This is a genomic window from Thermoproteus sp. CP80 (genome assembly GCF_002077075.2).
Taxonomy (GTDB): Archaea; Thermoproteota; Thermoprotei; order Thermoproteales; family Thermoproteaceae; genus Thermoproteus.
In genome coordinates this window covers 30,245-46,918 of the sequence record NZ_LCWM02000001.1, presented here as the reverse complement: position 1 = coordinate 46,918, position 16,674 = coordinate 30,245, and the positions used below count along the sequence as shown (strand labels likewise).

Genomic DNA, 16,674 nt, shown 5'->3' with positions numbered 1-16,674 from the left:
ATTATGGCCTACAAATACAATCTAACGTTGAATAATTTGTTGAGATATATAAACTATGTATTTAGCGATGTACAGATAGTGCATAGGCCTCCACACGGCGCCGATAGGCGGTCGACATACGGGGAGGAGTATCGACGCATCCTGAGGCTGGCCGACGGCTTGAGGCGGCTGGGGATAGGGCCCGGAGACCGCGTCGCCACCCTCGACTGGAACACCATATGGCACTGGGACCTCTACTGGGCCGTGCCCGGCATAGGCGCCGCGCTGCATACGGTCAACGTGCGCCTGGCGCCCGAGGACATAGCCTATACGGTGAACCAAGCGGGCGACAAGGCCCTCATATATCACAGGGACTTCGCCCCGCTGGTCGACAAGCTGAGGCCCCACCTCAAGTCGGTTCGGCTGTACGTCCAGATATCCGACGGCATGGGGGCCGTGGGGAAGGATCCCGAGATAGAGGACGTGATAAAGTCCGGCGAAGAGCGGGAATTGCCCGAGCTGGACGAGAACGCGGTCGCGACGGTTCTATACACGTCGGGCACCACCGGGAGGCCCAAGGGGGCTTATTTCACCCACAGGCAACTGGTGCTCCACACCTTCAGCGTCGCGCTGGCCGCCATCGGCTACAGAGGCCTGGCCAGAAACGACTGCGCCGGCATAGACGGGAAGCCCTGCACGGCCCTCTACCTCGTCCCCATGTTCCACGTCCACGCCTGGGGCCTTCCTTGGGTCTACGCCCTCATGGGCTGGAGGCAGGTCATGCCGGGTAGGTTCGACTACGGCCACATACTGAGGCTAATCGTCGAGGAGGAGGTGAAGGCCATGGCGGGAGTGCCCACGATACTCTACATGCTCGTGACCCATCCGGATCTGCCTAAATACGTGGAGGGGATAAGGCGGCTTGCGCCAATATATATAGTCGGCGGCGCCGCGTTGCCCAAGGAGCTCGCCAGGAAGGCGGCGGACGCCGGCTTCGTGCCTAGGGTAGGCTACGGCATGACCGAGACGGCGCCCGTCGTGTCCCTCGGCTTCTTCAAGCCCACCGAGAGGCTGCCGGAGGATCCCGACAGGGCCTACGACTTGATAGTCATGACGGGTCTCCCCAACCCGCTGGCCGAGTTCGCGGTGGTGGACGAGAACGACAGGCCGGTGCCGAGGGACTGCAAGACGGCGGGCGAGCTGGCCCTGAGGGCGCCCTGGATAACTCCGGAGTACATGGGCGACCCCGAGAAGACCAAGGTGGCTTGGCGCAACGGGTGGTTCCACACCGGCGACGCCGCCGTCTGGTGCCCCGACGGCAGGATAAAGATAGTGGACAGGCTGAAGGACGTCATAAAGTCCGGCGGCGAGTGGATCTCGTCGCTACAGCTGGAGGACCTCATCATGACGCATCCGGCCGTAGGCATAGCGGCGGTTGTGGGGCTGCCCCACGAGAAATGGGGCGAGAGGCCGGTCGCCTTTGTGGTGCCGAAGCCCGGCGCGTCGGTCGGCCCCGACGAGATAGTTGCCCACCTGCAGAGGTTCGTCGACGCCGGCAAGATACCCAAGTGGTGGCTACCGGACAAGGTCGTGGTCGTCTCCGATCTGCCGATGACAGGCACCGGCAAGATAGACAAGAAAGTACTGAGAGATAAATATAGAGATCTACTAAGGCAATAACTTTTTTAGGTCGACCTCCAACTAGCCCCCAGCGTCTTGGGGCAGCCGTCTGCGGAATGCGTCGTCAGTCGGGACGGCCGTCGGAAATCCTGGCCCGAAGGTCGGCGTCGGGCGGGCCGCAACGGCGATTAAAGACGCCGGGGCTTGTGGCCACTATGGGGGAGTAACTAAATAGTGATATATATTTCTATTTAGCCAATAGACGTAGTTCTTCTTTAAAAACAGGTCCCCCGCCCTAGCCATGGCTAAAAAGGCGGCTGTCATAGGGGCCGGCACCATGGGCCACGGAATAGCCGAGCTCTTCGCCATAGCTGGCTACGAGGTGAGCCTCGTCGACGTCGCCGAGGATTTCCTGAAGAGGGCCCTCCAAAACATCGAGTGGTCCCTCAAGAAATTCGCCGAGAAGGGCCAGCTGAAGGAGGACGTCCAGACCGTGATGGGCAGAATAAAGCCGGTGGTCAACGACATCTGCAGGGCGGTTGAAGGCGCCGAGATAATGGTCGAGGCGGTCATAGAGGAGATAGAGACCAAGAGGAAGGTCTTCGCGGAGGCCGACCGATGCGCCCCGCCCAACGCCGTACTGGCCACAAACACGTCCAGCCTCCCCATAACCGAGATATCGGAGGCGGTCAAGCCCGAGAGGAGGCCTCTCGTCGTCGGCATGCATTTCTTCAACCCGCCGCCGTTGATGCCGCTGGTGGAGATAATCAAGGGCAGATACACCAGCGACGAGGCCGTCAAGAGGGTCGCCGAGTATGCGGCCCAGCTGGGCAAACAGACCGTCGTGGTGAACAAGGACGTGCCCGGCTTCATAGTCAACAGAATTCTGGCAAGGGTCAACGACGCGGCTTGCTGGATGGCGGCGAGAGGCGAGGCCGACATAGTGGCCGTCGACTCAGCTCTGAGATACCGCGCGGGGCTCCCCATGGGCGCCTTCCTCCTCATGGACTACACCGGAATAGACGTCATCTGCTTCATAGGGGACGCCATGGCTAAACGCGGCTTCAAGACCCATCCCTGTCCCTTGATCGTGGAGAAATGCCAACAGAGGAAATACGGCGTGAAGACCGGCGAGGGCTTCTACAAATACCCGGCGCCGGGCAAGTTCCAGTGGCCCGACATACCCAAGGAGCCCGGCGAGAAGCTGGACATAACGGCGCTGCTTGCGCCGGCCGTGAACGAGGCCGCCTATCTGGTCAGAGAGGGCATAGCGACTAGGGAGGACGTGGATAAGGCCGTGAAGCTCGGCCTCAATTGGCCTAAGGGCCCGCTGGAGCTCGCCGACGAGCTCGGCCTAGACGCGGTAGTTAAGGCGCTGGAGGCTTGGAGGAACAAGACGGGCTTCGAGGAGTTCGCGCCGGATCCGCTCCTGGTGCAGATGGTCCAGTCTGGGAAGCTCGGGAGGAAGTCGGGGGAGGGCTTCTATACATATGTAAAGGCTGAGGAGAAGAGGCTGGAGACCTTGATAATCCGCTACGAGCCGCCCATAGCTTGGATAATACTGAACAGGCCCGAGCGCCTCAACGCCATAAACGCCAAGATGGTCGAGGAGCTGTCGTCAGCACTCGACGAGATCTCCAAGCTGGACTTCGATAAGGTCAGGGCCGTGGTGATAACCGGCGTGGGCAGAGCCTTCTCAGCCGGCGCCGACATCACCGGCTTCGTCGGCACGACGCCGCATCTGGCCTACAAGCTGTCCAGAGGGCTCCACGAGCTGACCGAGAAGATGGAGAAGCTCGACAGGCCTGTCATATGCGCCCTTAACGGCTACACGCTCGGCGGCGGCCTGGAGCTGGCGCTGGCCTGCGACCTGAGGATAGCCTCGGAGACCGCCGTACTGGGGCAACCCGAGGTCAATATCGGCTTGTTCCCAGGCGGCGGAGGGACGCAGCGGCTCGCCAGGCTGGTCGGGCTGGCCCGGGCCAAGGAGATCATATTCACGGGCGACAACATATCGGCCAGAGACGCGGAGAGGATGGGCTTGGTCAACAAGGTCGTGCCGCCGGAGAGGCTGGAGCAGGAGGCCAGGGCCCTCGCGTTGAAGCTGGCGGAGAAGCCGCCCATAGCGCTCGCGATGGCTAAATACGCCGTCAACTACGGCTACGAGGCGCCGCTGTGGGCCGCGCTGGATCTGGAGGCCGCCCATTTCGGCGTCGTCTTCTCCACCGAGGATCTGTTCGAGGGGGTGAGCGCGTTCCTGCAGAAGAGAAAGCCGCAGTACAAGGGGAGATGAGCCTCAGAGGCGTCTATATAGTCGACTTCCGGCGCGTCCCCTTCAGCAGGCTCACCAGGAAGGAGCCGCAGAAGGATATTTACTACGACAAGAGGCCGGAGGAGGTAGCCGCCATAGTGGTCAGAGATATCGTGGAGAGGAACGGGATAAGGCCCGAGGACGTGGACGACCTCATAACCGGCATGGCCCTCCAGACCGGCGAGGGCTTCCTCTACGGCGGGAGGCACGTGGTGTTCGCCGCCAAGCTGCCGGTGACCGTGCCCGCGGCGGCGGTCGACCGCCAGTGCGCCTCCTCGATAACCTCCGTCGTCATGGGCGCCAACGAGATAGCCACCGGCATGGCCGACGTGGTGATAGCGGGAGGCGTCGAGCATATGTCGAGAGTGCCCATGTACGACAACCCCCATATAGTCCTCAACCCCAAGTTCTTCGCCGACGAGTACGCCTTCTACGAGCTGAACGTGGGGTACGTCATGGGGCTAACCGCCGAGAGGCTCGCCGAGGAGGCTAAGATCGGCAGGGAGGAGATGGACAGGTGGAGCTTGAGGAGCCACCAGCTGGCCTACAGGGCCCAGCAAGAGGGGTACTTCAGGGGCGAGATAATCCCCGTCGAAGCGGAGCAGGAGGGGAGGAAGGTCGTCGTGGATAGAGACATGTCGGTGAGGCCCGACACCAGCCTCGAGAAGCTGGCCCAGCTACCCCCTGCCTTCAGAGCCGACGGAGTGATCACCGCGGGCAACTCGTCGCCGCTCAACACAGGCGCGTCCTACGTCCTCCTCATGTCGGAAAGGGCCGTGAAGAGGTACGGCCTCCAGCCCATGGCGAGGCTGGTCAGCTACGGATTCGCCGGAGTTCCGCCGGCGGTTATGGGCAAAGGCCCTGTCCCCGCCTCCAGGAAGGCGCTCGAGAAGGCCGGGCTTACCGTGAGGGATATAGACCTCTGGGAGATAAACGAGGCCTTCGCCGTGGTGACGCTCTACGCCATAAAGGAGCTCGGGATAGAGGAGGACAGAGTCAACAGGCGGGGAGGCGCCATAGCCATCGGGCACCCTCTGGGCGCCACCGGCGCGAGGATAATAGGCACGCTTGCGAGGCAGTTGCAGCTGGAGGGCAAGGACAGAGGGGTCGCGACGCTCTGCGTTGGCGGAGGCCAGGGAGCCGCAGTGGTCATAGAGAGGGTATAAGATTTTTAAGTGAGGCTGAGGAGGCTGCGTGTCGTCGGAAAAGGAATACATGGATCTCCTTGAGCGGGCCTACAGGATCGTCACGCCTAAGGCCCAGAGGAGGGCCGAGATACCCAAGCTCGAAGTGCAGAACCTCCCGCGCAGGACCGTGGTGGCCAACCTAGGCCAGATAGCCAAGAGGCTCAACAGAGATCCGACCCACATAGCCAAGTTCTTCCAGAAGGAGCTCGCAACTCCGGGCATGATCGACGGAGACGCGTTGATCCTCACAGGCGAGAGGACCCAGAAGGTCGTGGAGGCCGTCTACGAGAGATACCTAAAGTTCTACGTGATATGTCCCGTATGCGGATCCATAGACACGGTGCTGCAGAAGGAAGAGCGCATCTACGTGCTGAGGTGTACCGCCTGCGGCGCAGTCACGCCCGTCAAGCCCCTCTAGGCTTAGCGCGACGCCGACAAAAAGTTTAAAAATTGCGAAGAGTGTAGGGGACGCCCCGGACGTCGGGGAGCCGTGGCACGCCGGCCACTCCAACCGGTCGTCTAGTCCGGTCAAGGATATGGGCCTCTCGGGACGCGCCCTCGCGCGTCGGAGAGAGCCCAAGACCCGGGTTCAAATCCCGGCCGGGGCATGTACCGAACTCTTCCTATCTGGGTTGTCTCCATCCACCTATCTGTTCCATGGTCGTCAGCCGAAGACGATGATCTCATACGGCGTTCTATACGGAGTCGGCTTCACGTTGTGTGAGGCAACTCTGCGCATGGCGATGCCTGCTTCGAGGAAACAGCGAAACGGTTATGGCCGGGATCCGGCCGTAATGCTTCGCGCCGTCCGGACGGTCGACGTTTCGGTTCCATTTACGGTCGCGGCCTCCCTCCCCCGCCGTCTCGATTCCGTCTGCGTCATTTCCTTAGCCTCGTCCGCGCCTTCGGGATTTCTCCTCGGGCCTTGAGGGGACGGCCCGTCGCTGAGGCGGCGGGGAGAAGGCGGGGGCCGATCGCCGATAAAAACGGGGTTCGCCGTATCTGGCGGTACAGACATAGGAGGTAGAGAAGAGAAAAAGATGTCGTAGGAACCTCGGAGGCCCGCCTGAGCCCCGCCTCGGCCTATTCGCGGGAGGATCTCGAATGGTCTCTACGCCGCATCCCCAATCCCCTACGTGGGCATCCCGACGGTCGCCTACAGGGAGTACGTTGAAGGAAGTCTCGACAGGGGGTATCCCCTATGGGGTTCGCCCTCAGGTTGCTCCTCTCCGCGCTCCCTGTAAGGGGTCGACGTGCCGCAGCGCAAGTCGCGGCGGAGAAGTCGGCGAACCGCCGTAAAGACGGCAAAAAGGCCGAGCCGGCGCCAGCCCGGACGGCGCTCAATTCGAAATCTGCTAGGCGCCCCGCATGCGCCGCGGTTCTGGGCGACGGCGCATCGGATCACAAAACGACCTCCTCCGGCCTAGATATGGAGAGGAACATGACATATGGAGCTACGGAGCCGACGACGGCCGACATGCGGAATCAGCCGGTGTTCGGTCGGACCGCTCCGACGACAGCCGGAAAGAGCTCGCTGGACGCCCCGGCCGGGATTCTTAGGCGGGTTTCCCCTGAACCCGGGTCACGGGCTCGACTAGCCGCGTAGGGACGCTCAGGCCCGCATACTATTCCGGGCCGGCTGGCTGACCGGACTATACGACCGGGGCACGGCTGACTCCATCGAACCGTTTTTAAATTTTTCCTGCTGCCGGCTTTGGCGTCCCGAGGGACGGAGCCCATCCTGCCTGGGGTTAAATCTTCTCGAAGACGACCCTGCGTCCGACCAGCTTGTATCTGAACCGTAGCGGCTCTATGCGCTCCGGCGTATATGCCGTGAGGAGGCCGCGCTTGAACACGAAGACGTAGTCGGGGATGGATCCCAACAGCCTTGAGGCGCTCCGCCACACGGTCAGCGAGTTGATGACGAGAACTGTCGTCGTCTCTTTGCGGAGCGATGCTTGGTATATCTGGGCCGCTTCGGCCACCCTCTCGAGCCCCGCCACGGCCAGCACCTGTTCGTAGTTGTCGGCGAAATGCACATCGACCCCCATCTCGTTGACCATCTCGGCCGACCTGTACCACCACGCCACGTCTCCGTGCTCCTCCACGGGGTGGTAGTACCAGAGCAAGTTCTTGGAGCTGAGGTCTACGCCGAGAGACTCGGCAAATTTCATGAACGTAGGTATCTGTTTGTGGTGGTGGTAGAGGACTTTTCTGCCCGATCCGGCCAGCGCCGCCGCGGTCAGCACCATCAGCTTGCTGGCCAGCCCGTCCGGAGGGCCGGCCACAACCGCGTAGCTTCCGGCGATGACGCCTCCGTTGATCTCCCTGTCTATCTCGGGCGCGCCTGTCGTCAGGCGCTGGGAGGGGATCTTCCTGGCCTCGCGCGGCGCCGATATGAGCCTGGGGCCTCCCTTCGCCAAGATCATGCGGAAGACGTTGGGCTCCACCGACCTCCCCCTGCTCTTGAGCACGGTGAGGTAGCGCACCATCCCCCTATCGGACGGCTTGTAGCTCAGGAGGAGGACGTTGTCGGCTATGTAGTCCGTTGCCGTGACCTCGTCGCCCTCCCGTATCAAGACGACCGGCACGAACGACGAGAGCAGGTGGTAGAAGAGGTTGTGCACGAGCTCCCTCTCGCCTTCAGCCGTCAGGGCGTTGAGCCCGTCCACCACGACGAAGTCCGGCTTCACCTCCTGTATCTTCTTCAGGATGACCTCGACCGCCTCCTTGCGGTTGCCGGTCGACAACATGTCGAAGATATGGCGCGGCGGTTCCAGCGCCAGCGACGAGAGGAATCTGATGAGGCGCGACTCGCTCTCGTAGAAGGTGAACCAGATGGAGTTCTTGTGCCTGCTGGCGGCCCACGCGGCCGTCGCGGTCTTGCCGGATCCCGGCGGCCCCTTGATCAGAGTCAACCCCTCCTCGAAGATCTGCTCGATCACGGCCTCCATAGGCGCTCCTATTAATTTTTCTGCAGGGGCAATGGACGGGGGGATTGCATATTACCTCGAACCTGAGGCGTGCCTAGGGCCTCGGCAAGACGGCCTCTGGCGCCGCCCGGGCCTCAACGGCTATAAATGCAGCTCGCCCATGGCGACGAAGTTCGCCCGCTTGGCTATATAATACGCGGACCGGAGGAGGCGGCGCGGGGCAACTTTTTTAGCTGGCTGTACTGCGGAGGTCTGTGAGGAAATGCGTCGTGGCGTCGGGCATACTTATAGAGGGCGGCAGGGCGCTGATGGTCTACCACGAGAGGCTGGGGGTCTGGCTCTATCCCGGCGGCCACGTGGAGCAGGGCGAGACGCCGTCCGAGGCCGTGGTGAGGGAGTTCCGGGAGGAGACGGGGCTCGTAGTTGAGCCGGTCGGCACCACCCTCGGGATCTCCGGCGACGGCGTGGTCGAGGAGCCTCTGCCCTTCGCCGTCCTGAGGGAGACCGTGCGCTATCCCCATGAGACGCATATACACTACGACCTCGTCTTCTTGGTCAGGCGGCTGGGGGGGAGTTTAAACAACGGCATGTGGATATCCGAGGCGGAGCTGGACGGCTTGAAGACGTACACCAATGTCCGGCAGGTGCTCAGACGCGCCTTCTCGGCGGTGCGGTGACATGCTGGCCGACTTGGTCGTCCAGACCTTGATGATAACGCCGTCCGGCGCCTTCTCGCCGGGCCCCCTCACGACTGCGTCGGTCGTCGCGGGCGCCGTTCGCCCCAGCTCGGCGGCCAGGTCGGGGCTCGCCGTGGCCGCGGGCCACATGGCCTTCGAGCTGCCCTACGTGTTGGCGCTCGGGCTTGTGGCGACGGCGCTGGCCTCCTTCCAGAAGCCTCTGGCGGCAGTCTCGCTGGCGTTCTCGCTCTTCTTCGCGTACCTAACCGCCAGAGGCGGGCTGAGATCCATGAGAGGCGGCGCGGGGCAGACGCCCGGCGGCCGGTTCTCCCCACCGCCCTTCCTGGCCGGCGTGGTCTTCACGGGGGCGAATCCCTACTTCTTGATGTGGTGGGCCACCGTCGGCCTTCCCCTGGTCGGCGAGGCGTTCAGGCTGGGTCCTCTCGGCGTGGCCGCGATGTACGGCGCACACGTGTGGATGGACTATCTGTGGCTATCCCTCATGGCCTCGCTGGGCGGAGGCGCGTCCCGGCTCTTGAGCAATAGGGGGTATGGATATCTTCTGGTGGCGCTGGCCGCGCTGTTGGCTCTCTTCGGCCTGAATATATTCCTCAAGGCGTTCGCCGGGATCGCGCTCCTCGGCCTCTAGGGGGGCAAGGGTTTATAAGCAACCCGATCCGTCCCCCTCATGAGGTCCTGGCTCGTCGCGTTGCTTGTGGCTGTAATCCTCGCCGCGGTCGCCCTCCTCTACTTCCACCTATCCCAGGGCCGCGTGGACGTCTACGTGTCCGACCCCCCGGCGCCAGGCCTGGCGATATATCTTACGTTCACGTCTGTGGCGCTGCATAGGGTCGGCAACAGCTCCGGCTGGGTGGCTATCTTCAACGGGAGCAAGACCGTGGCGCTGAGCCGCGCGCCGCAACTGCTCGTCTCGGCCTCGGCGCCTGCCGGCGAGTACGACGAGGTGTTCTTCACGGTGTCGAGCGCCACCGTCGAGATAGGGGGACATAACGTCACCGCCCGCGTCCCCAGCGGCGTCTTCAAGGTCCATATAACGGGCGGGATGAGGCTCAGCGGCGGCTCGACGGAGAAGCTGCTCATATCGTTTCCGCACGTGACACACGCCGGAGGCCAGATAATAATCAGCCCGTCGATCACGGCGCAGGCGATCCCTTGAGGGAGGTGAGGCTTAAGGCCATAGGGTACGTCGAGGAGGGGCTTCCGCAGGAGGGGCGCGGGGCGGGCAGGAGGGGCTTGGTGTCCACGGTCAGGATATTCGACGAGTATGCCGACGGCCTGCTGGGCCTTGAGGAGTACAGCCACGTCTTCATCATATGGTATATGGACAGAGTTGAGCGCTTCGAGCTTAGGGTGAGGCCTAGACGCCTCCAGGACGCGCCGGAGGTCGGCATATTTGCGACGAGATTCCCGCCGCGGCCCAACCCCATAGGCCTCACCGTCGCCGAGATCGTGGCCGTGGAGCCGCCTCGGCTCCGCGTGAGGAACCTGGACGCTTGGACCGGAAGCCCCGTGCTCGACATAAAGCCCTACGACGTACTCGACGTGGTCCCGAGCCCCAGGATGCCCGAGTGGCTTAGGCGACTTCTTAATATAGACCAGTGATCTTCCGTGGTCTGTATATTCGTCAGCAGGGACACCTTCCCCGAGGTTCTCTACAGGAGGTTGGCCGAGGTCGGGGAGGTAAGGGCATATCCCTACGGACGGCCGGCCTGGTTGACCTCCGGCATCCCTAAGGAGGCCCTTAAGAGGGCCGCCGCAGAGTGCGACGCCATGGTTGTCTTTGTGGGGGACGTAGTGGACAGGGAGGTTCTCTCCAACGCCGTAAATCTGAAGATAATCTCCACCGTTTCGGTGGGGTACGACCACATAGACGTCGCCGAGGCTAGGCGGAGGGGCATCGTGGTCGCCAACACGCCGGAGGTGCTGGTCGACGCCACGGCGGATCTGGCCGTGGGCCTTCTGCTGGCTCTTGCCAGAAGGATAGTTGAGGGCGATCGCCTGATCAGAGAGGGCAAGGCGTACGACGTGTGGGGCGCCCTCATGGGCTCGGACATAAGGGGCAAGAGGGCCGGCGTAGTGGGGCTGGGGAACCTCGGCGCCGCGATAGCGAGACGCCTTCTGGCCTTCGGGGCTGAGGTGGTCTATTGGTCGCGCACCAGGAAGCCTCAGGTGGAGTTCGCCCTAGGCATCAAGTATCTGCCGCTTGAGGAGCTCCTCGCCACCAGCGACTTCGTCGTGGTCTCGGTGGCGCTGACGCCGGACACGCGGCATCTGATGAACTGGGAGAGGCTCTCGCGGATGAAGCGCGGCGCCTATCTCGTCAACGTGTCCAGAGGGCCCGTCGTGGATACGGAGGCCCTTCTGAGGGCTCTGCGGGAGGGCGTCCTGGCCGGCGCGGCCCTCGACGTGTATGAAGTGGAGCCTCTCCCCCATACCCACGAGCTGGCGAGGATGCCGAACGTGGTCCTCACCCCCCATATAGGGAGCGCCGCGCTTGAGACTAGGGCCAAGATGGCTGAAATCGCCGCGGAGAACGTCGTGAGGTTCTTCAGAGAGGGAAGGCCGCTCTACGTGGTGGAGTGAGCGTCTGGTCCAACCCCTCGTTCTTCGAGGTGAGGTTCAAATGCATAAGGTGCGGGATATGTTGCCTGGGGACCGAGATGGAGCTATTGCCGGAGGACGTGGAGCGCATCGAGGCCCTGGGATATAGGATCGAGGACTTCGCCGTAGCCGACGGCGAGATGCTGAGGCTTAAGAACGTGGACGGACATTGCGTCTTCTACGACCCCGCCACGGCCAGCTGCAAGATCTACGAGAACAGGCCCGTGGGCTGTAGGCTCTATCCGCTGGTCTACGACGGGCGGGAGGTGTATGTGGACAGGACATGTCCGACTTGGGACACCGTGTCCCGTAGGGAGCTCGAGAGGCTGGCCCCCTACGTCGTCAAGTTCGTGGACGACGCGAGGAGGGCCAGGATAGTGGTTAAGCTACGCAAGGGCCTTTAGCTCCTCGCCCCTCAACAGAGGTACGCCGAGCGATTTCGCAAGCTCCTCGACCTCGCCGTACGGCATGGCGTCGACGCTCGGGCCCAGGACCTCCACGATCGCCAAGGCGGGGGGCAGGCCGGCGGCCTTGGCGAGCAGCGTCGACAGCTCCGTATGGCCCCACCTCCTCCCTATCCTCGCCCCGAGGATGGGCACGTGGCCCGGCCCGTAGAACTCGTCCATAAAGGTCTTCCTGGCGCCGTCGGGATCGCGTAGGGCGATCGCCACGACCCTCGCGAGCTCCCGTATGGTCAACGCCTTGTCCGAATCCCTGACTCCCGTCCTAGTCTTCTTGTGGTTGACGTACCCCATGAAGGCGGGCTCGTCGCCGTATCTAGGCAACGCCGCGAGGCCCAGCCTGCGGTAATACTCAGAGAGGAATTCGAGCCCGAGCGCCCTCCCGACCTCCTCGGTGGTCACGAAACACAGAAGGCCGCCGGCGTTTTGCCTCAGCCATCTGACCAGGCCTGGACCTACGGCGTCTGCCCTCACCACGAAGTCGGCCTCGGCCTCCCTGTGGTCGCCGTCGTATATGAGGACCGGCCGGCCGGCCTTCAGCGCCTCTATCGCCCTCTCCAACGTCATCGTAAACCGAAGTTCATCCATATATATGCCTTATGTAAACTATTGTTTACACTCCACCCTATACCTCAGGACGACCTCCTGCCCGCATTCGCATACCTCCGCCGACAGGAGCCTCAGCTTGAAGGGGGCCGACTCCGCGTCGTCGTAGCCCGGCCCCTCAAGCAACGAGGTGCCCGCCCCGAACGCGTAGGGCGTCACCGTCACTATCAGCTCGTCGACTAGGCACTGGCTCAACATCTGCCAGTTGACGTGCCCGCCGCCCTCCACCAAGACGCTCCGCACGCCCGAGGCGTAGAGCCTCTCCAACGCCTCGCGTAGCGGCACCGAGTCCCCCGGGAACCGTATCACCTCCACACCGCGCTCCCTCAGCGCAGCCACCCTCTCGTCTGGAGCTCTCTCGGTGGTGAGCACGACTGTCGGCGCCGAGCTGTCGAAGACCCTGGCAGACGTGGGGACGCTCAACGACCCGTCGACGACCACCCGCATGGGGTTCCGCCCCTGCACGTATCTAACGGTCAGCCGCGGGTTGTCCGCCTTGACGGTCCCCGCCCCGACCACCACGGCGTCGACCTTGGCGCGGAGCGCGTGCAGCCTCTTCAGATCTATGGGACATGAGAGGCGGGAGTAGCCGGACCTGCTGGCTATTCTGCCGTCGACGGTGATCGCGGCGGCCAGATAGACGTAGGGCCTCATCTCAGAACTCTGACTCCAACAACGCCGTCTCTCCTCATCGAGTCGAGGGCCTCTGTGGCCTTGGCGAACGCCGTGTAGGGCCTCTCGGCGATGCCTACGCCCAGCCGAACGTCGATATATATCTGGTCGTAGAGCAGATAGCCGGTCTTTACGTCGGGGAGGAAAATCATGATGTTGTCGCCCCCCAGGTAGAAGGCCAGGCAGCCCAGCCCCCTGCAGATGGTGTTCGCCTTGTTTATGAGGTCGCCGACCACCACGTATAGGTCGTACGGCCCCATCCTCTCCGTCTGCCGCGTGCTGTTGACTATATCCATGTGGCCCACGACCGCCGAGCCGCTCGTCGTATCCTCCTCGCCGCACGTCTCGTACGCCTCCAGCGGAGTGTCGCCGCGCCCTATGCAGTACTCGATCGGCACCGGCGATATCTCCTCCAGGGACTTGGCCCTGTCCGCCAGAGCCTTCGGCGGCACGTTGTTGGAGTATATCAGCAGATAGTCGTAACGCATGTGGTGCGGGAGGGCGTCCACCGATGTGTACTCGGCCCAGGCCCTCTTGTGCAGCTCCGCCTGCACCTGCTGGATTAGATGCTCCCGCCTGGAACCCAACGTCTCGGTCCATTCCCTATACCCTATCAACTTTAGTTGCATCACGCTATGCACGATAGACGGCCCGAATTGATGATAAAAAAACATTAGCCCGTTGGTAGGCCTTGTCAACTATAGTTTCCAGCAGCTCGGAGCCCCTTTCCGCGGAGATCTCGGCAGGATCTATGCATCCCACCACGCCTGATCTGGACATCCACGCCGTCCGTAGATACCTCATCATGTGGACGTCGCCCTCGCATATCCTCTCCCTGGGCGTATCGACGAGCCGGCCGCCCACCGCTAGATATATGCTTGCCTCGTCCGAACCCGCGTGGTCCCTCACGGGCGCCAGGCTCCATATGTTCAGCCAGAGTATCTTTGGCCCCAGCTCGTAGTCCAGCTGCGACGCGACCGCGTTGCCGGCGTCGGCTATTCCGCCGTGGCCCGCGACCACTATCACGCCGTCGCACCACCTGGCCGCGCTCCTCAAAACCTCTTTTACATAGGACATAAACGTCTCGCATTCGACGTAGATGGTCGGGGCGAGGTCTTGATGCTCTTTGCTACAGGTATAGTATATCGGCGCCAGGACCCGGGCCCCCAGTCTTTCGGCCAACCTCTCCGCCACGTAGATGGCCACCTCGGCGTCCACAGTAGGCGGGAGGTACGGGCCGTGCTGCTCGTACGAGCCTATGGGCAGAACGCAGTACATGCATAGCTACTTCTCCTTCGATTTTATAGCCTCAACCAGCTCCTCCAGCGCTTGGGCCAGCTCCCTAAGCCCCTCGACCTCTATCTTGACCCTGAGATATCTATCCCCGTCATCTCTCTCCGGCGCATCGTCGGCATCGCGGAGCAACTTCTCTATTTCCTCATCTTCGTCGAGCTCCTCCTTCTTCTTTTTCTTCAACATCATGTACTCTGATCAAAAATAAAACCTACTGTTCTCAGCTCCAGGGTAAGGGCTCACCGACCTGCCTCCTTAAGCCATCTCGCCATAGCCTCGTAGAGCTCTGCGTAGCTCATGAAGCCCTCCGGACGCCCTTCGTAGCACACGACCATCATCGTGCCGTCCTCCATGCGGTACGCCCACCGCTTCCTCGTCATGCCCTTTCTTTAATAGATGGACAGATCCATCCGTGAAGGTGTACTACGGCGATGTTTTCAAGGGGCACGAGACAGGGCCTGGACATCCCGAGAACCCCGGCCGTCTCGACTACGCCCTGGCGGGGGTCAGGGAGGCGGGCGTCCCCCTCTCGGCCCCTCGCGCCAGAGACGACGTCGCCCAACGTCTCGAGACGGCCCACGGCAGAGACTACATAAGATACGTAGAGGATCTATGTAGTTTGGGCAACCTCACGGAGCTGGACGGCGACACTTGGGTATCTCCCGGCACCTGCGCCGCGGCTCTCGCGGCCGTATCGGCGATGCTCGACGCGCTGGATTCAAAGGAACACGCGTACATACTGGCGAGGCCTCCAGGTCACCACGCGGGCAGGTCCGGGAGGGCTCTGACCGCCCCCACCCAGGGCTTCTGCATATTCAACACGGCGGCCGTGGGGGCTCTCTACGGAGAGGGCGTAGCCGTGGTGGATATAGACGTGCATCACGGCAACGGCACGCAGGAGATACTCTACGATAGGGACGTGCTCTATATATCGACCCATCAAGACCCGCTGACGTTGTACCCCGGCACCGGCTTCCCCGACGAGGTGGGGAGGGGGAGGGGCGAGGGGTATAACGTCAATGTGCCCATGCCTCCAGGCCTCGGCGACGACGGGTTCAAGGAGATCTTCGACGACGTAGTCATGCCCATATTGAGGCAGTACGGCCCGAGGGCCTTGGTCGTGTCGCTCGGCTGGGACGCCCACAAGGAGGATCCGCTCGCCGATATGGGCCTCACCCTAAACGGCTATAGATATGCCATCAAGTCCCTGCTGTCTCTCAACGTGCCCGCCGTCTTTCTGCTCGAAGGCGGCTACAACTACTCGGTGATCCGTGAGGGGTCCAAGATGCTGGCGATGGAGCTGGCAGGTCTCGGCCGCGCGCCCCCGGAGGAGCCCAGCGCCAGCGACCACTCCGTCTGGGGGAGGATGTCGAGGGTCCTGGCCGAGGTTCGGTCTATCCAGTCGAAGTACTGGCGGCTATAGGACCGCCGAGATGGCCCTCGCGAGGTCCTCTGATACGTCCACGTTGGAGTACTCACACGGTATGGTGTTGGTGCAATAGAGGGCGTTGACGCATCCCCTTATCTTCTCCCTGGCGTTGCCCAACAGCTGGCAGTGGGAGACCACCGCATATACCGCAGATGCCCCCAACAGTTTTGCGTTCTTGCAGGCATCGACGAGAGTGCCGCCTGTGGCCAATATGTCGTCCACCAGCGCCACAGCCTTGCCCTGTAGGTTCATGGCCCCGCTGGGCTTCATGTATATCTCCCCGGTCTCCCTATCTCTGAACTTCTCGAAGTGGTCGTAGGGCACCTCCAGCAGTCCGGCCAACGTAGACGCCCTGTGAAGAGACCCGGCGTCGGGGCTGAGGACGACGTCCACGCCCCACCTCCTCACGGCGTTGGCGTACCTCTCAGCGGGGTACACGTTGACGACGTGCATGCCGGCCACATAATCGCCTATATACGGCTTGTGGAGATCCACGGCCACGAGATGCGACACCGGATACCGCCTCAGATGGGCCAACATCGTCTTCACGCTTATGGGCTCCCCCTCGCGGAACCGCCTGTCCTGTCTGGCGTAGGGGAGATAGGGCACGACGAGAACCACCCTGTCGGCCCCGTAGTCGCTCAACGCGTCTAGCGCAAGCAGCAACTTGACCAAGTTCTTATTTACGTCGGGATAGAGCCTGGCCAACAAGACCGCCTCTCTCGCGGGCTCCACCCTCACCAACACCTCTCCGTCGGGGAAATCCCTCTCCTCTAGGGGCCTGGCGTCTAGGCCCAGCGCCCCCGTTATGGGCTTGGCGAGATCTTCGGCGTTTTTGAAATAATAGAGCCTCATGGGGGAAGGTGGCTTTGGGGCAAATATAT

At 62.4% G+C, this 16,674-nt stretch carries 19 protein-coding genes and 2 tRNA genes; 12 read left to right on the top strand and 9 right to left on the bottom strand.

Annotated elements, in window-relative coordinates; all coding sequences use genetic code 11:
• The first annotated feature begins 3 nt into the window (after positions 1–3).
• From B7L68_RS00260 to B7L68_RS00240, 5 genes are all read left to right on the top strand, one after another.
• The gene (locus B7L68_RS00260) at positions 4–1,659 is read left to right on the top strand and encodes a long-chain-fatty-acid--CoA ligase (RefSeq protein ID WP_081245674.1); all 1,656 of its coding nucleotides are present in this window, start codon (positions 4–6) and stop codon (positions 1,657–1,659) included.
• Between the two features lie 241 nt (positions 1,660–1,900).
• The gene (locus B7L68_RS00255; protein ID WP_081245673.1) at positions 1,901–3,892 is read left to right on the top strand and encodes a 3-hydroxyacyl-CoA dehydrogenase/enoyl-CoA hydratase family protein; all 1,992 of its coding nucleotides are present in this window, start codon (positions 1,901–1,903) and stop codon (positions 3,890–3,892) included.
• Positions 3,889–5,076: an acetyl-CoA C-acetyltransferase gene (locus B7L68_RS00250; RefSeq protein WP_081245672.1), complete on the top strand. Its 1,188-nt coding sequence runs from the start codon at positions 3,889–3,891 to the stop codon at positions 5,074–5,076. Before B7L68_RS00255 ends, B7L68_RS00250 begins: the two co-directional genes overlap by 4 nt.
• Before the next feature lie 28 nt (positions 5,077–5,104).
• Positions 5,105–5,515, top strand: coding sequence for a translation initiation factor IF-2 subunit beta (locus B7L68_RS00245; protein ID WP_081245671.1), 411 nt, complete (start codon positions 5,105–5,107; stop codon positions 5,513–5,515).
• Positions 5,516–5,584: 69 nt separating this feature from the next.
• A tRNA-Glu gene (locus B7L68_RS00240) sits at positions 5,585–5,705 on the top strand.
• Between the two features lie 931 nt (positions 5,706–6,636).
• Here the strand turns inward: B7L68_RS00240 and B7L68_RS08565 are convergent.
• Positions 6,637–6,764: transfer RNA gene (locus tag B7L68_RS08565), tRNA-Asp, on the bottom strand.
• Between the two features lie 84 nt (positions 6,765–6,848).
• Entirely contained in the window at positions 6,849–8,051 is a 1,203-nt protein-coding gene (locus B7L68_RS00235; protein WP_369907382.1) for an ATPase domain-containing protein, read from the bottom strand.
• Between the two features lie 233 nt (positions 8,052–8,284).
• Between B7L68_RS00235 and B7L68_RS00230 the strand changes: the two genes are divergently transcribed.
• Genes B7L68_RS00230 through B7L68_RS00205 form a run of 6 tightly spaced genes read left to right on the top strand, consistent with a single transcriptional unit; the run spans position 8,285 to position 11,733 of the window.
• Positions 8,285–8,707 (top strand): NUDIX hydrolase, encoded by a 423-nt coding sequence (locus tag B7L68_RS00230; protein ID WP_081245670.1) that lies wholly within the window; start codon positions 8,285–8,287, stop codon positions 8,705–8,707.
• Between the two features lies 1 nt (position 8,708).
• Positions 8,709–9,356 (top strand): LysE family transporter, encoded by a 648-nt coding sequence (locus B7L68_RS00225; RefSeq protein WP_081245669.1) that lies wholly within the window; start codon positions 8,709–8,711, stop codon positions 9,354–9,356.
• A gap of 39 nt (positions 9,357–9,395) precedes the next feature.
• Positions 9,396–9,884: a DUF4382 domain-containing protein gene (locus tag B7L68_RS00220; RefSeq protein ID WP_081245668.1), complete on the top strand. Its 489-nt coding sequence runs from the start codon at positions 9,396–9,398 to the stop codon at positions 9,882–9,884.
• Entirely contained in the window at positions 9,881–10,330 is a 450-nt protein-coding gene (tsaA, locus tag B7L68_RS00215; protein WP_081245667.1) for a tRNA (N6-threonylcarbamoyladenosine(37)-N6)-methyltransferase TrmO, read from the top strand. Before B7L68_RS00220 ends, tsaA begins: the two co-directional genes overlap by 4 nt.
• 6 nt (positions 10,331–10,336) lie before the next feature.
• Entirely contained in the window at positions 10,337–11,311 is a 975-nt protein-coding gene (locus B7L68_RS00210; protein ID WP_101957989.1) for a D-glycerate dehydrogenase, read from the top strand.
• On the top strand, positions 11,308–11,733 hold the full coding sequence (locus tag B7L68_RS00205) for a YkgJ family cysteine cluster protein (RefSeq protein ID WP_101957988.1): 426 nt from the start codon (positions 11,308–11,310) through the stop codon (positions 11,731–11,733). Before B7L68_RS00210 ends, B7L68_RS00205 begins: the two co-directional genes overlap by 4 nt.
• On the opposite strand, the gene B7L68_RS00200 is transcribed toward B7L68_RS00205, so the two are convergent.
• From B7L68_RS00200 to B7L68_RS08560, 6 genes are read right to left on the bottom strand one after another with little or no spacing between them, the layout of a single operon-like run.
• Positions 11,716–12,357 carry a 3,4-dihydroxy-2-butanone-4-phosphate synthase gene (locus tag B7L68_RS00200; RefSeq protein ID WP_081245665.1) on the bottom strand — a complete coding sequence of 214 codons (642 nt, stop codon included), beginning with the start codon at positions 12,355–12,357 and terminating at the stop codon, positions 11,716–11,718. The genes B7L68_RS00205 and B7L68_RS00200 overlap by 18 nt on opposite strands.
• A 39-nt stretch (positions 12,358–12,396) precedes the next feature.
• The gene (locus B7L68_RS00195) at positions 12,397–13,050 is read right to left on the bottom strand and encodes a 2,5-diamino-6-(ribosylamino)-4(3H)-pyrimidinone 5'-phosphate reductase (RefSeq protein ID WP_081245664.1); all 654 of its coding nucleotides are present in this window, start codon (positions 13,048–13,050) and stop codon (positions 12,397–12,399) included.
• Complete coding sequence (locus B7L68_RS00190; protein WP_238136243.1) at positions 13,047–13,709, bottom strand: GTP cyclohydrolase IIa; 663 nt, start codon at positions 13,707–13,709, stop codon at positions 13,047–13,049. The genes B7L68_RS00195 and B7L68_RS00190 overlap by 4 nt, the downstream gene beginning before the upstream one ends.
• Positions 13,702–14,346, bottom strand: a complete 645-nt coding sequence (locus tag B7L68_RS00185; protein WP_081245663.1) for a creatininase family protein — start codon at positions 14,344–14,346, stop codon at positions 13,702–13,704. Before B7L68_RS00185 ends, B7L68_RS00190 begins: the two co-directional genes overlap by 8 nt.
• A gap of 6 nt (positions 14,347–14,352) precedes the next feature.
• Complete coding sequence (locus B7L68_RS00180) at positions 14,353–14,550, bottom strand: hypothetical protein (protein WP_081245662.1); 198 nt, start codon at positions 14,548–14,550, stop codon at positions 14,353–14,355.
• Positions 14,551–14,600: 50 nt separating this feature from the next.
• Positions 14,601–14,741 (bottom strand): hypothetical protein, encoded by a 141-nt coding sequence (locus B7L68_RS08560; RefSeq protein ID WP_162008383.1) that lies wholly within the window; start codon positions 14,739–14,741, stop codon positions 14,601–14,603.
• Between the two features lie 32 nt (positions 14,742–14,773).
• On the opposite strand from B7L68_RS08560, the gene B7L68_RS00175 reads away from it, so the two are divergent.
• Positions 14,774–15,784, top strand: a complete 1,011-nt coding sequence (locus tag B7L68_RS00175) for a histone deacetylase family protein (protein WP_081245661.1) — start codon at positions 14,774–14,776, stop codon at positions 15,782–15,784.
• Here B7L68_RS00175 and prs read toward each other — a convergent pair.
• Entirely contained in the window at positions 15,779–16,645 is an 867-nt protein-coding gene (gene prs / locus B7L68_RS00170; protein ID WP_081245660.1) for a ribose-phosphate diphosphokinase, read from the bottom strand. The genes B7L68_RS00175 and prs overlap by 6 nt on opposite strands.
• Positions 16,646–16,674: the final 29 nt, after the last annotated feature.